The organism is Streptomyces sp. BPTC-684, from assembly GCF_030028635.1.
GTDB lineage: Bacteria > Actinomycetota > Actinomycetes > Streptomycetales > Streptomycetaceae > Streptomyces > Streptomyces noboritoensis.
Genome location: NZ_CP124863.1, coordinates 1,632,964 through 1,646,140, shown reverse-complemented (window position 1 = coordinate 1,646,140; position 13,177 = coordinate 1,632,964). Strand labels below are relative to the sequence as shown.

The 13,177-nt window shown below is 72.0% G+C and carries 6 protein-coding genes and 9 pseudogenes; 9 read left to right on the top strand and 6 right to left on the bottom strand.

The features are described from left to right. Positions 1 to 91: 91 nt before the first annotated feature. Positions 92 to 637: pseudogene (locus tag QIY60_RS07250) on the top strand (helix-turn-helix domain-containing protein); the annotation flags it as partial. 108 nt (positions 638 to 745) lie between these two features. On the opposite strand, the gene QIY60_RS07245 reads toward QIY60_RS07250, so the two are convergent. From QIY60_RS07245 to QIY60_RS07230, 4 genes and pseudogenes are all read right to left on the bottom strand, one after another. After that, entirely contained in the window at positions 746 to 1,069 is a 324-nt protein-coding gene (locus tag QIY60_RS07245; protein WP_266983457.1) for a multidrug efflux SMR transporter, read from the bottom strand. 103 nt (positions 1,070 to 1,172) lie between these two features. Continuing rightward, on the bottom strand, positions 1,173 to 2,186 hold the full coding sequence (gene rsgA / locus QIY60_RS07240; protein WP_283141675.1) for a ribosome small subunit-dependent GTPase A: 1,014 nt from the start codon (positions 2,184 to 2,186) through the stop codon (positions 1,173 to 1,175). A gap of 15 nt (positions 2,187 to 2,201) precedes the next feature. After that, the gene (gene aroA / locus QIY60_RS07235) at positions 2,202 to 3,548 is read right to left on the bottom strand and encodes a 3-phosphoshikimate 1-carboxyvinyltransferase (protein ID WP_283141674.1); all 1,347 of its coding nucleotides are present in this window, start codon (positions 3,546 to 3,548) and stop codon (positions 2,202 to 2,204) included. A 25-nt stretch (positions 3,549 to 3,573) separates the two neighbouring features. Then, positions 3,574 to 4,277: pseudogene (locus tag QIY60_RS07230) on the bottom strand (M50 family metallopeptidase). Positions 4,278 to 4,325: 48 nt separating this feature from the next. Between QIY60_RS07230 and QIY60_RS07225 the strand changes: the two are divergent. The 8 genes and pseudogenes from QIY60_RS07225 (at position 4,326) to def (ending at position 11,861) form a co-directional block, all read left to right on the top strand. Then, positions 4,326 to 5,146 (top strand): annotated as a pseudogene (locus QIY60_RS07225) (SOS response-associated peptidase). Positions 5,147 to 5,435: 289 nt separating this feature from the next. Then, a pseudogene (locus QIY60_RS07220) lies at positions 5,436 to 6,071 on the top strand (alpha/beta family hydrolase). 81 nt (positions 6,072 to 6,152) lie between these two features. Further along, positions 6,153 to 6,961: pseudogene (locus QIY60_RS07215) on the top strand (sigma-70 family RNA polymerase sigma factor). Beyond that, complete coding sequence (gene rsrA / locus QIY60_RS07210) at positions 6,958 to 7,251, top strand: mycothiol system anti-sigma-R factor (protein WP_283141673.1); 294 nt, start codon at positions 6,958 to 6,960, stop codon at positions 7,249 to 7,251. Before QIY60_RS07215 ends, rsrA begins: the two are co-directional and overlap by 4 nt. Positions 7,252 to 7,465: 214 nt before the next feature. Beyond that, positions 7,466 to 8,807, top strand: a pseudogene (locus QIY60_RS07205) (HD-GYP domain-containing protein). Continuing rightward, positions 8,804 to 10,068, top strand: a pseudogene (locus QIY60_RS07200) (HD domain-containing protein). Before QIY60_RS07205 ends, QIY60_RS07200 begins: the two co-directional pseudogenes overlap by 4 nt. Positions 10,069 to 10,182: 114 nt before the next feature. Then, positions 10,183 to 11,170, top strand: a pseudogene (locus QIY60_RS07195) (hypothetical protein). Between the two features lie 59 nt (positions 11,171 to 11,229). After that, a pseudogene (gene def / locus QIY60_RS07190) lies at positions 11,230 to 11,861 on the top strand (peptide deformylase). A gap of 111 nt (positions 11,862 to 11,972) precedes the next feature. Here the strand turns inward: def and QIY60_RS07185 are convergent. Next, on the bottom strand, positions 11,973 to 12,986 hold the full coding sequence (locus QIY60_RS07185) for a ribonucleotide-diphosphate reductase subunit beta (RefSeq protein ID WP_283141672.1): 1,014 nt from the start codon (positions 12,984 to 12,986) through the stop codon (positions 11,973 to 11,975). Continuing rightward, complete coding sequence (locus tag QIY60_RS07180) at positions 12,986 to 13,168, bottom strand: hypothetical protein (protein ID WP_283146145.1); 183 nt, start codon at positions 13,166 to 13,168, stop codon at positions 12,986 to 12,988. The genes QIY60_RS07185 and QIY60_RS07180 overlap by 1 nt, the downstream gene beginning before the upstream one ends. Positions 13,169 to 13,177: the final 9 nt, after the last annotated feature.

The window sequence follows — 13,177 nt, the reverse complement described above, 5'->3', positions numbered from 1 at the left end:
CGGTGTCCCGTACCGCCCGCCGCGGCTATTGACAGTGCGGGGTGCGCGTCAACCCTGAGGACGAGCCGCTCGCACGGCTCGAGGAGGCGCGATGCCCACAGCGCGGGAAGCCTTACTGGACGCCACTGTCGCGGCGCTCTCCGCACGGCCCTGGTCGGCGGTGCGGATGGTGGACGTGGCCTCGGCCGCGGGGGTGTCCCGGCAGACGCTCTACAACGAGTTCGGCAGCAAGGAGGGCCTCGCCCGCGCCCTGGTGCGGCGCGAGGCCGACGTCTATCTGCGCGGGGTCGACCGCGTCCTCGCCGAGCGGGCGGTCCCGGCCGACCGGCTGGTCGCGCTCGCCGAGTGGACCGTGCGCTCGGCCCGCACCAGCGCGCTGATCCGGGCGCTGCTCACCGGCTGCTGGGGCGAGCGGCTGCCCGCCCCGCGCGCACACCGCACGCTCGGCGCGCACTCTCCGGTACCGGCGCAGCGGCGCGCGGACGCCGGGGTTCCGGGTCCGTCCGAGCTGGTGGCGACGGTACAGGACCGCTCGCTCGCGGTGCTGGAGAAGGAGCTGCCCGCGGTGGAGCCGGTGGAGCTGGCGCGCTGCTGCGAGACGGTGGTGCGGCTCGCCCTGTCGTACGTGCTGGCGCCGGATCCGAGCCTGCCCGGGCCGCACGGCGGGGCGGGCACGCGGCCCAGGTCCGCGCGGTGCTCGCCCGCACGCCGATGCGGCCGGTGCCGTAACGACAAAAGCGCGGCGTCAGTGCGCCGAGCCCGAGATCTGGAGGCCGATCACGCCCACGATCACCAGCGAGATCGACACCAGCTTCAGCGTGGAGACCACGTCGTCGAGGAAGACCATGCCGTAGATCGCGGTGCCCGCGGCCCCGATGCCGGTCCACACCGCGTACGCCGGACCCACGTCCAGCTTCTTCAGGGAGAGGGTCAGCAGGCCGAAGGAGCCGAGCGCGAAGACCGCGAAGGCGATGGTCGGGCCGAGCCGGGTGAAGCCGTGCGACAGCTTGAGACAGACGGCGAACCCCGTCTCCAGGATTCCGGCGACCACCACCAGCAGCCACGCCATGTCCAGGGCCTCCCACAACGCCTAAGTGACTGCTCGTCATTGCTGGATGCGATTATGCACGGGGGCCGGATCCCTCGCGCCCGGACGGGCACCCGGGTTCCTGTCAGTCGCCCTCGTGTCGCTCCCGGGTGGCGAGGAGGCGGCGCAGCGAGTAGAGCCGGGCCGGGTCGGCGTGGCCCTCCGCCACCCAGGCGTCGAGCGCGCACTCCGCCTCGTCGTGGCTGCACGCGCGCGGGCAGTTCTCGGTGCCCGGCACCAGGTCCGGGAAGGCGAGGATGACCCGGGACAGGTCGACGTGGTGCAGGCCGAACGACCGTACGCCCGGGGTGTCGATCACCCAGCCGCCGTTCTCGCTGGCCAGCGGCAGCGCGAGCGCGGAGGTGGTGGTGTGGCGGCCGCGGCCGGTGACCGCGTTGACGTGGCCGGTGATGCGGCGCCGGTCCTCCGGGACCAGCGCGTTGACCAGGGTCGTCTTGCCGACTCCGGAGTGGCCGACGAAGGCGGTGGCCTTGCCGTCGAGCTGCTCGCGCACCCGGTCCGCCGCGTCGCCGTTGTAGAGCTCCTCGCGCGAGGTGACGACATGGGGGACGCCCAGCGTCCCGTACATCTCCAGGAGTTCGTCCGCCGGGGCGAGGTCCGACTTGGTGAGCACGAGCAGCGGCGAGAGGCCCGCGTCGTACGCCGCGACCAGACAGCGGTCGATCATGCGCGGGCGCGGCTCGGGGTCGGCGAGCGCGGTGACGATGGCCAGCTGGTCGGCGTTGGCGACGATCACCCGCTCGAACGGGTCGTCGTCGTCGGCCGTGCGGCGCAGCACCGAGGTGCGCTCCGAGATGCGCACGATGCGCGCCAGGGTGTCCTTGTCGCCCGAGAGATCACCGACGATCATGACCCGGTCGCCCACCACCGCGGCCTTGCGGCCCAGCTCACGGGCCTTCATGGCGTGGATCGTACGGTCCTCGACGAGACAGGTGAGGCGGCCCCGGTCGACGGTGAGGACCATGCCCTCCGAGGCGTCCTCGTGCTTGGGGCGGATGTTGGTGCGGGGACGGTTGCCCTTGCGGTTCGGGCGGACCCGGATGTCGTCCTCGTCGGGGTTCTTGCCGTAGCGGCGCATCTGCTCAGGCCCCGCTCAGTTTCCGGCCCCGGTCAGCATGTCGGTCCACATCCGCGGGAAGTCCGGCAGGGTCTTGGCGGTCGTCGCCACGTTCTCGATCTGGACGCCCTCGACGGCGAGGCCGATGATCGACCCGGCCGTGGCCATCCGGTGGTCGTCGTACGTGTGGAAGATGCCGCCGTGCAGCCGGCGCGGGCGGATGTGCAGACCGTCGGCGGTCTCGGTGACGTCGCCGCCGAGCTCGTTGATCTCCTTGGTGAGGGCCGCCAGGCGGTCCGTCTCGTGCAGGCGCAGATGGGCCACGCCGCGCAGCGTCGAGGGCGAGTCGGCGAGCGCCGCGACCGCCGCGATGCCCGGGGTGAGCTCGCCGACCTCGCTCAGGTCCACGTCGATGCCGTGGATCGAGCCGGAGCCGGTGAAGACCAGGCCGCGCTCGGTGAGCTCGTAGGAACCGCCCATCTCGGTGAAGATCCGGCGCAGCTGGTCGCCCGGCTGGGTGGTGCGCTCCGGCCAGTCCGGGATCGTCACCTTGCCGCCGGTGATCAGGGCGGCCGCCAGGAACGGCTGGGCGTTGGAGAGGTCCGGCTCGACGGTGAGATCGCGGCCGAGCAGCGCGGACGGCGAGACCCGCCACACGTTCGGCTCGCCGCCGGTCTCCGGCTCGTCCACCTGCGCGCCGACCGAGCGCAGCATGTCGACGGTCATCCGGATGTGCGGCATGGACGGCAGCGAGGCGCCGGTGTGCCGCACCTCCACGCCCTGGTTGAAGCGGGGCGCGGAGAGCAGCAGGGCGGAGACGAACTGCGACGAGGAGGACGCGTCGATGCGGACCCGGCCGCCGTCGAGGGCGCCGCCGCCGTGCACGGTGAGCGGGAGCGCGCCCCGGCCGTCGTCGTCGATCCGGGCGCCGAGCGCGCGCAGCGCGTCGATCACGCCGTTCAGGGGCCGTTCGTACGAGCGGGGGTCGCCGTCGAAGCGGATGGGGCCGTCGGCGAGGGCGGCGACGGGGGCAGGAAGCGCATGACCGTACCGGCGTTGCCGACGTCGATCGTGGCGGGGCCGTGCAGACCCGCCGGGATCACGCGCCAGGCCTCGCCGGAGGCGTCGGGGCCCCGCGGCGGAGGAGCTGGACGACACGGTCTCCTCGATGCCGACGCCGAGGGCGCGCAGCGCCTCGGCCATCAGCAGGGTGTCGCGGGAGCGCAGGGGGCGGCGCAGCCAGCCGGGCTCGGCGGCGAGCGAGGCCAGCACCAGCGCACGGTTGGTGACCGATTTGGATCCGGGCACGGTGACCGTCGCGTCGACGGCTCCGCTCGCGACGGGGGCGGGCCAGAGGGCGGGGTGCACGGGCGTTTCGGTCATGGCTCTCACTTTAGTGGGGGAGAACCTAGAGTCCGAGCAGCCACCGTCCGCCGCCGATGAGCGAGCAGATCGAGACGGCGTGGAAGAGGAACAGCCAGAGCGCCGGTGGTACGGACGTGAGTCGCGCCAGCTGATCGGCGTCGGAGTCTCCGCTGTTGTGCCGCCGACGCTTGCCCTGGAGCTCGAAGGCCGGCCGTACGCCTCCGAGCAGCAGGAACCACACCACCGCGTACGCGAACGCCGACTGCACATCGGGCGAGGTCAGCCAGGACACCAGCAGGAAGGCGGCGCCGCTGAGGACCACGGTGAGCACGCCGTACGCGTTGCGGATCATCACCAGCATCGCGATCAGCAGGGCGGTGGCGAGCCAGAGCAGCAGGGTGACGTGGTGGGCGGCGAGCAGCCAGGCGCCGCCGAGGCCGAGCAGCGGGGAGCGGTGTAGCCGGCGGCGGCGGTCAGGATCATGCCGAGGCCGGTCGGGCGGCCCCGGCTCACGGTGAGGCCGCTGGTGTCGGAGTGCAGCCGGATGCCGTCCAGGCGGCGGCCTGTGAGCAGGGCGACCAGGCCGTGGCCGCCCTCGTGGGCGATGGTGATCGCGTTGCGCGAGATCCGCCAGACGCCGTGCGGGAGGACGACGGCGAGGGCGGCTATCCCGGTGACGAGAACCAGCCACTGGGCGGGTGCGGCCTGGGTGCCGAAGATGTGCAGGTCGGGCATTTCGTCGGCCATTTCCGGGACGGCTCCTCTGGATCGGCTGCCGCGTGGCGTGTGACGGTCATGTGCGGTAGGTATGCAGCGAGTCGTGGGCCCGAGGATCTCGCGGAAATCTTCGAAATAGAGAAGTGGGACCGGGATCCGGAGGAGACGCTGGCGCCCGACTGGAACGTTGCCCCGACCAAAGAGGTCTACGCGGTCCTGGAGCGTCCACTGAAAGACGCGGACGACCGCCGTCCGGTTCGCCAGCTGCGCAAGCTGAAGTGGGGGCTCGTGCCGTCCTGGGCGAGCTCGCCGGACGGGGCGGCGCGGATGATCAACGCGCGGGCGGAGACGGTGCACGAGAAGCCGTCGTTCCGCCGGCCCTTCGCGGCCCGCCGCTGCATCATCCCGGCGGACGGCTACTACGAGTGGGTCACCGGGGCGGACGAGCGGGAGCTGGAGGTCGAGGGGAAGAAGAAGCGGGCGCGCAAGCAGCCGTACTTCATCTCGCCGGTGGACGGGTCGGTGTTCGCCATGGCCGGGCTGTACGAGTTCTGGCGCGACCGGTCGCTGCCGGACGACCATCCGGGGGCGTGGTGGGCTACGTGTTCGGTGATCACTACGGAGGCGGAGACGGGGCCGCTGGGGGTTGCTCCGGCGGAGGGCCTGTCGTCGCTGGCGGCGATCCATCCTCGGATGCCGCGATGCTGCCGCGTGCTCGGTGGTCATCTTGGCTGGATCCGTCTCTCTCCTCGGTGGAGGAGGTGCGGGGGTTGCTGTCGGCGCCGCCGGAGGGGTTGATGCGGGCGTACGCCGTCTCGACGGCGGTCAGCAATGTCCGGAACAACGGGCCGGAGCTGGTGGAGGAACGGGCGGCACCGGAGGAGCCGACGCTGTTCTAGCCCCACCCCGCCCCTTCACCTGGCCCTCCGGGGTGGGTGGGGTGGAGGGGCTCTCCGGGCTACGCCCCGGACGCCTGGGGGGGCCTGCGCCCTGCACTTTCGGGGCTTGCGCCCCGGCCCCGTTCGTCTGCGGGCCGTCGGTGGCTGGTCGCGCAGTTCCCCGCGCCCTTGAAATGCCGCTGCGCGGCATCCGGGGGCGCCCCGGAGGGGCGCTTTTAGGGGCGCGGGGAACTGCGCGACCAGCCCCCACCCACCCGCAGGCGAACCCCATGCCCGGCACCATGGACCTGTGACTCAAACCCATCTCATCGAGACCCCCCCCGGGCCGCCCGGATCACCTGGTATCGGGCGGCGGGGGCGCGGCTGGTGCTCGCTCTCGGACACGGTGCCGGCGGTGGCATCGAAGCCCGTGATCTTCAGGCCATTGCCGCCGCGCTGCCCGGCCGGGGCGTGAGCGTCGCCCTCGTCGAGCAGCCCTGGCGCGTGGCCGGGAAGAAAGTGGCGCCCGCGCCCAAGACGCTCGACGTGGGGTGGCGGGGCGTATGGCCCGCCCTCGCAGCGGAGGGGCTGCCCATCGTCGCCGGGGACGCAGCGCCGGGGCACGGGTCGCCCGCCGCACCGCCGCCGAGCTCGGCGCGCACGCCGTCCTCGCGCTGAGCTTCCCCTCCACCCGCCCGGCCGCCCTGAGAAGTCCCGCGCGGACGAGCTGCTCGGCGCCGGCGTACCCACCCTGGTCGTACAGGGCGGGAACGATCCCTTCGGGCGGCCCGGGGAGTTCCCGGACGGTGATCACGGTAATTACGGGCTCATCGAAGTGCCCTTCGGTGACCACGGGTTCGCCGTCCCCAAGCGAGCCTCCCTCAGCCAGGAGGACGCCCTCGGGATCATCACCGAAGGCGTCGGGCAGTGGGCCGACACGCTCTAGGGAATGCCGCGTACCGGGCCGCTGTTGTGACGGACGTAAACATCCGTAGGCCTGGTATTTCGTGGAGAGGGAGTCCGTCGCATGGGTTCGACCATCTGCCCCAGCCGCTCGCGCGCCGCTGACCTCGAGTGGACGGTGCTGTCGGCGGCCAAGACCGCTCCTATTCGAGCGGCGGGCGGACCGGATCGTCGTCTATCCTCCGATTCGAGCTGGTCCAGCTTCGGACCCGCAACAGCGTTCGAGGAGGTGGGTCCGGTCACAGGGACCGACGACGGCCACGTGGAAGAGTCGACCGCCGAGCGAAACGCGCGCTTCGAGCGGGATGCCCTCGGCTACCTCGACCAGATGTACTCGGCCGCGCTGCGCATGACGCGCAACCCGGCCGATGCCGAGGACCTGGTGCAGGAGACCTACGCGAAGGCGTACGGATCCTTCCACCAGTTCCGGGAGGGGACGAACCTCAAGGCTTGGCTCTACCGGATTCTCACCAACACCTTCATCAACTCGTACCGGAAGAAGCAGCGCGAACCCCAGCGCAGCGCCGCCGAGGAGATCGAGGACTGGCAACTCGCGCGCGCGGAGTCGCTCATGTCGACCGGACTGCGGTCGGCCGAGTCGCAGGCGCTGGACCACCTGCCCGACTCCGACGTGAAGGAAGCGCTCCAGGCGATCCCCGAGGAGTTCCGTATCGCCGTGTATCTGGCGGACGTAGAGGGCTTTGCGTACAAGGAGATCGCGGACATCATGGGTACACCCATCGGTACGGTGATGTCCCGGCTGCACCGGGCCGCCGCCAACTGCGCGGAATGCTGGAGGACTACGCCCGTGACCGCGGGCTCGTCCCGGCCGGCGCCGGCGAGTCGGACGAAGCGAAAGGCTCGGGCTCATGAGCTGCGGAGAGCCGCACGAGACGGACTGCTCTGAGGTCCTGGACCATCTCTACGAGTTCCTCGACCACGAGATGCCCGACAGTGATTGCAACAAGTTCGAGGTGCATTTTGAGGAATGCTCGCCGTGCTTGGAGAAGTACGGGCTTGAGCAGGCCGTGAAGAAGCTGGTCAAGCGGTGCTGCGGGTCGGACGACGTGCCCGCCGACCTGCGCTCCAAGGTCATGGGCCGGATCGATCTGATCCGCTCGGGGCAGGCCGTGCCCGATCAGGACATCGTCGCCGAGAGCTGAGCCGCCGGCGGTTCCACGGAAGGGTCGCGACCTCGGTCGCGGCCCTTTTCCTCTCTCGAAGGTTCCTCCCACGTCACTCGAAGGTGCTAATCCGGCGGGACCGAAACGGTTCAATCCGACAATGCGCCTACTCGCCGTCCCGCGCGGGCCTATCCTCCCGATCCGGAGCTGGAGGGAGGCGTGCCATGGACGGACCGCGGCGGCGGAGCCTGCCCTGGGGGCGCGCGCCGTTCTGTTGGGCGCCGTCGTGGCCGCCGGGGCGTGCGTGTTACCCGTGGCGCGCGGAAGCATCCCCTGGGGCGCGTTCGGGCTGCTCGCCGGTCTGTACGCGCTCTGCGAATGGCCCGCGCGCTGCCCCTTCCTCGCAGGCCGGGTCACCGTCCCGACCGGCTCCGGCTCCTTCTTCCCCGTCCTGCTCGCCGCCGCGTTCCTGCTGCCGCCCGCCGCCGCCGCGCTGGCCGCCGTCCCGGGCGCGCTCCTCGGCCCAGTCGAACAGCCGCCCCGGTCCATACGCCGCGTCTGGCGCGCCGCCCAGCTGGCGCTCGCCGTGGGCGCCGCCGCCGAGGTGCACGGACGGCTCGGGGGGGGCCGCCGCTCTCGGGGCCCTCGCCCCCGACTTCCCGTACGTCCTGCTGCCCGCCGGGGCCGCCGCGCTGGTCTTCTGCGCGGTCCTGGCCGTGCTCGACGGGCTGATCCTGTGGACCGCCGAGCGGCTGCCCGCCCGCACCGCCTGGCGCGGACTGTTCCTGCGCTCCCTGGCCCCGTACTGCGTCCACGGGCTCGCCGGGCTGATGATGGCCGTGCTCTGGCGCAGCCCGTACGGCCCGCCCGCCGCCCTCCTGGTGCTGCTGCCGATGTACATCTCGTGCTGGGTCTTCGCCCAGTACCACCGCGAGCACGCCGCCCACCAGGCCACCATCCGGGCCCTGGTGCAGGCCGTCGACATCAAGGACACCTACACGCGCGGCCACAGCGAGCGCGTCGGCCTCGCCTCCGTGCTGATCGCCCGCGAACTCGGCATGGAGGAGAGCCGGCTGGAGGTGCTGCGGTTCGCCGGGATCCTGCACGACGTGGGCAAGCTGGGGGTGCCGACCCGGCTGCTGCGCAAGGACGGGCCGCTCACCCCGCAGGAGCGCGCGGTGATCGAGCTGCACCCCGAGTACGGCCACGAGATGGTGCGCGGCATCGGCTTCCTCGGCGAGGCGCGCGCCGCGATCCTGCACCACCACGAACGGCTCGACGGCAGCGGCTATCCGTACGGCCTGGCCGGTCCCCAGATCCCCGAGTTCGCCCGGGTCGTCGCCGTCGCCGACGCGTTCGACGCGATGACCTCGACCCGCTCCTACAGCCGCGCCCGGCCGGTCGGGGCGGCGGTCGAGGAGCTGGAGCGGTGCGCCGGGCGCCAGTTCGACCCCGCGATGGTGCGGGCGCTGGCGCGCGCGCTCGACCGGCACGGCTGGCACCCCGCGGTGACGGCGGACGAGCCGGACCGGGGCGGCGGAGCCGGCAGCGGAAACGTCCCGGCCTGCGACGCCGCCCCGGCCGGGCACGCATGAGACGGGCCGGGGCGCGTCCGCTGCCGGTCACCGTCGCCGGGGTCTACGGGGCCGCCGCCGCGCTCACCGTCTGGGCGCTGGCCCGGACCCTCTGGTACGGGGTCGACGAGCCCGGTGTCGCGCTCGCCTTCGGGACTCTCGTCGCGGTCGGGGAGCTGGTCCGCTGGGGCTCCCCGGGTGAGGAGCGGGAGTCCGCGCCGCTCGGCTCGGCGGGCGCCCTCGCGTACGCCCTGCTCGGCCAGAACGCCGGGCACGCCACCCACCACGGCGTCCTCGAGGCCGTCGCCGTCGTCCTCGCCGCCGCCCTGGTCGGCGCCGTCCCCACGTGGCCCTCGGCCGCGGCCCCACCCTGGACCAGGTGGCCCGGCGGGTGCTGACCGTCGCCTTCGCCGCCGCCTGCTTCCAGCCGCTCTACAACTCCGGCACCCTGGAGCGCCGGGTCGGGCACGGCCCGTACTACGCGCTCTTCCTGCTCCTCGTCCTGGTGCTCACCGCGCTGTGCGACGCGGTCGTCGCCGCCGCGCTGCTGCGGGCCCGCACCTCCTTCCCGTACGGCCCGCTGCTGCGCGACGAGCTGCGCGCGCTGGTCGGCGTCGGCTCGGCGGTCTGCGCCACCGGGGCCGTCATCGCGCTCGCGGTCGCGGTGGCGGGGCTGTGGGCGCTGCCGCTGTTCTGCGTGCCGCTGCTCCTCACCCAGCTGGCGTTGCGGCGGTACGCGGCGGTGCGCACCACCTACCGGCAGACCATCACCTCGCTCGCCCGCGCCACCGAGATCGCCGGGTACACCCAGCCGGGCCACGCCCGCCGGGTCGCGGTGCTCAGCCGGGCCGTGGGGCGCGAGCTGGGGCTCTCCGAGTCCGAGCTGACCGTCCTGGAGTACGCGGCCCTGATGCACGACATCGGGCAGCTCTCGCTGGTGGACCCGGTGCCGCCGGGGCCACCGCGCCGCTGCCCGCCGCCGAGCAGCGCCGGATAGCCCTGCTCGGCGGGGCCGTGGTGCGCCAGACCGGGGTGCCCGCCGAGGTCGCGGTGATCGTGGAGCGGCAGGCCGACCCGTACCGCGAGCAGCCGCTGCCCGCCCGGATCGTGCGCGCGGTCAACGCCTACGACGACCTGGCGGGCTCCCCGGGCGGCCCCGGGGCTCCTGAGCGCCCTGGAGCAGCTGCGCCTCGGAACCGGCCGGGACTACCAGCCCGAGGTCGTCGAATCACTCGCACGCGTCCTGGCCAGGGGCTGTCTGACCCTGGTGGCACCTGGGTAACCCAGGAGTACCGAGCGGCCTTCCGGCCGGGCATGGTTGGATGCGAAAGAACCCAGAAAACTGGGAGACCGAAAGACCGGCTCGGAGGCAGGCCGGTCTGGGCAGGCGGGAATCGTGAGGATCTTCGGCAAGGGACGGCACCGGCCCTCCGCCTCGTGGCGGCAGGCCACGGACCGTGCGTTCACGCTGATCGGCGACGGCAGGTACGAGGACGCCGGCGCGCTGCTGACGCGCGCCGCGGACCTGGAACCGTGGCTCTCCGAGTCCTGGTTCAACCTGGCGCTGCTGCACAAGTTCCGGCACGACTGGGAGCAGGCGCGGGCCGCGGCCTGCGGGCCGTCGCGCTGCTCGACAAGGAGACCGGGGCCCCCGACTGGTGGAACGTGGGGATCGCCGCCACCGCGCTCCAGGACTGGCCGCTGGCCCGCCGCGCCTGGCAGGCGTACGGCCTCAAGGTGCGCGGCTACCAGGAGACCGCCACCGGCACCGGCGAGCCGTCCGGCATGGAGCTGGGCAGCGCGGCCGTGCGGCTCTCGCCCGAGGGCGAGGCCGAGGTGGTGTGGGGCCGCAGGCTCGACCCTGCGCGGATCGAGGTCCTGTCGATCCCGCTGCCGTCCTCCGGGCGGCGCTGGGGCGAGGTGGTCCTGCACGACGGGGTGCCGCACGGCGAGCGGACGGTCGCGGCCGGGCCCTCCTTCCCGGTCTTCGACGAGATCGAGCTCTGGGCGCCCTCGCCGGTGCCCACCTGGGTGGTGCTCCTGGAGGCGGCCACCGAGGCCGACCGGGACGCGCTTGAGCGGCTCGCGGCCGACGCGGGCTTCGCCGCCGAGGACTGGTCCTCGTCGGTGCGGCTGCTGTGCCGGGCCTGCTCGGAGTCGCGGATGCCCAGCGACGAGGGCGACGGCGAGCACCTCGACCCGCACGACCACAGCGAGCCGGGCCACCCGGGCCCGCTGGGCCACCGCACGGCCGGTGAGCTGTGGGTGCCCGAGCGCGAGTGCGGCATCGCGGCGCCGCCCGGCCGGTGCGCGGCCTGCTCGACGGCTGGGTCGCGGACAGCCTGGACAGCCGCGAGTGGCGGGATCTCGAAGAAGTCTGCTGACCCTGCCCGTAGGCTGTACGGGTTGGGAATCGGGTTTTTCAGGAAGGCGTACGGCGGACATGTCGCAGCAGGAGACGGACCAGCAGGTCGAGAACGACGGGTTCGTCGTCGACACGGAGGACTGCGAGGAGCGCGAGGAGGCGTACCGCGCGCGGGGCACGTCCCGGCCGATCACGGTCGTCGGCAACCCGGTGCTGCACAAGGAGTGCAAGGACGTCACCGAGTTCGGCGACGAGCTCGCCGCGCTGATCGACGACATGTTCGCCAGCCAGCGCACCGCCGAGGGCGTGGGCCTGGCCGCCAACCAGATCGGTGTCGACCTCAAGGTCTTCGTCTACGACTGCATGGACGACGAGGGCGTGCGCCACGTCGGCGTCGTGTGCAACCCGGTCCTGGAGGAGTTGCCGGCCGACCGCCGGGTCCTGGACGAGTCCAACGAGGGCTGCCTGTCCGTTCCGACCGCCTACGCCGAGCTGGCCCGCCCCGACTACGCGGTGGTCAGCGGCCAGGACGCCGAGGGCAACCCGATCCGGTGCGCGGCACGGGCTACTTCGCGCGGTGCCTGCAGCACGAGACGGACCACCTGTACGGGTACCTGTACATCGACCGGCTCTCCAAGCGGGATCGCAAGGATGCGCTGAAGCAGATGGCGGAGGGTACGCCTCGGTACGAGGTTGTGCCGAACGCCTGATTTCCGGTCGCTGAAAGGGGCCCCGCACCCTTCTGGTGCGGGGCCCCTTTCTTTCTAGATCGTCTGCGGGCCGGTGGGGCTTGTCGCGCAGTTCCCCGCGCCCCTAAAAGACTAGAACTCCTCGTCGAAGCCCACCGAGCCCTCGACCGCGACCTGGTACGCGGACGGGCGGCGCTCGAAGAAGTTCGTGAGCTCCTGGACGCCCTGGAGCTCCATGAAGGAGAACGGGTTCGACGAGCCGTACACCGGGGCGAAGCCGAGGCGCTGGAGGCGCTGGTCGGCGACGCACTGGAGGTACTCGCGCATCGACTCGGTGTTCATGCCCGGCAGGCCCTCGCCGCACAGGTCGCGGCCGAACTGGAGCTCGGCCTCCACCGCTTCCTTGATCATGTCGGTGACCTGCTGCTGAAGCTGGTCGTCGAAGAGCTCCGGCTCCTCCTTGCGGACGGTGTCCACGACCTCGAAGGCGAAGTTCATGTGCATCGTCTCGTCGCGGAACACCCAGTTGGTGCCGGTGGCGAGGCCGTGCAGCAGACCGCGGCTGCGGAACCAGTACACGTACGCGAAGGCGCCGTAGAAGAACAGGCCCTCGATGCAGACCGCGAAGCAGATCAGGTTGAGCAGGAAGCGGCGGCGGTCGGCCTTCGTCTCCAGGCGCTCCAGCTTCTCGACCTCGTTGATCCACTTGAAGCAGAACTGGGCCTTCTCGCGGATCGAGGGGATGTTCTCGACCGCGTCGAACGCCGCCGCGCGGTCGTCCAGGTCAGGCAGATAGGTGTCGAGCAGCGTCAGATAGAACTGGACGTGCACGGCCTCCTCGAAGAGCTGACGGCTCAAGTAGAGCCGCGCCTCGGGGGAGTTGATGTGCTTGTACAGCGTCAGCACGAGGTTGTTCGCCACGATCGAGTCGCCGGTCGCGAAGAACGCGACCAGACGGCCGATCATGTGCTGCTCGCCCGGCGACAGCTTGGCGAGGTCGGCGACGTCGGAGTGGAGGTCGACCTCCTCCACCGTCCAGGTGTTCTTGATGGCGTCCCGGTAGCGCTCGTAGAAGTCCGGGTAGCGCATCGGACGCAGGGTCAGTTCGAAGCCCGGGTCGAGCAGGTTCTTTTCGGTGGAGCTCATTACTGGCAGGCCTCGCAGGACTCGGGGTTCTCAAGGGAGCAGGCGATCGCGTCGGCGTCGGGGGCCGCCTGCTGGACGGGGATCGGGGCGGTGGCCTGGGCGGCGCGGGCGATCCGGGTCGCCGGGCGCGAGCGCAGGTAGTACGTCGTCTTCAGACCCTGCTTCCAGGCGTACGCGTACATCGACGACAG

Coding starts and splice junctions, on each gene's coding strand:
- QIY60_RS07245 (WP_266983457.1), bottom strand. CDS start 1,069: ATGGCGTGGCTGCTGGTGGTGGTCGCCGGAATCCTGGAGACGGGGTTC.
- rsgA (WP_283141675.1), bottom strand. CDS start 2,186: ATGCGCCGCTACGGCAAGAACCCCGACGAGGACGACATCCGGGTCCGC.
- aroA (WP_283141674.1), bottom strand. CDS start 3,548: ATGACCGAAACGCCCGTGCACCCCGCCCTCTGGCCCGCCCCCGTCGCG.
- rsrA (WP_283141673.1), top strand. CDS start 6,958: ATGAGCTGCGGAGAGCCGCACGAGACGGACTGCTCTGAGGTCCTGGAC.
- QIY60_RS07185 (WP_283141672.1), bottom strand. CDS start 12,986: ATGAGCTCCACCGAAAAGAACCTGCTCGACCCGGGCTTCGAACTGACC.
- QIY60_RS07180 (WP_283146145.1), bottom strand. CDS start 13,168: ATGTACGCGTACGCCTGGAAGCAGGGTCTGAAGACGACGTACTACCTG.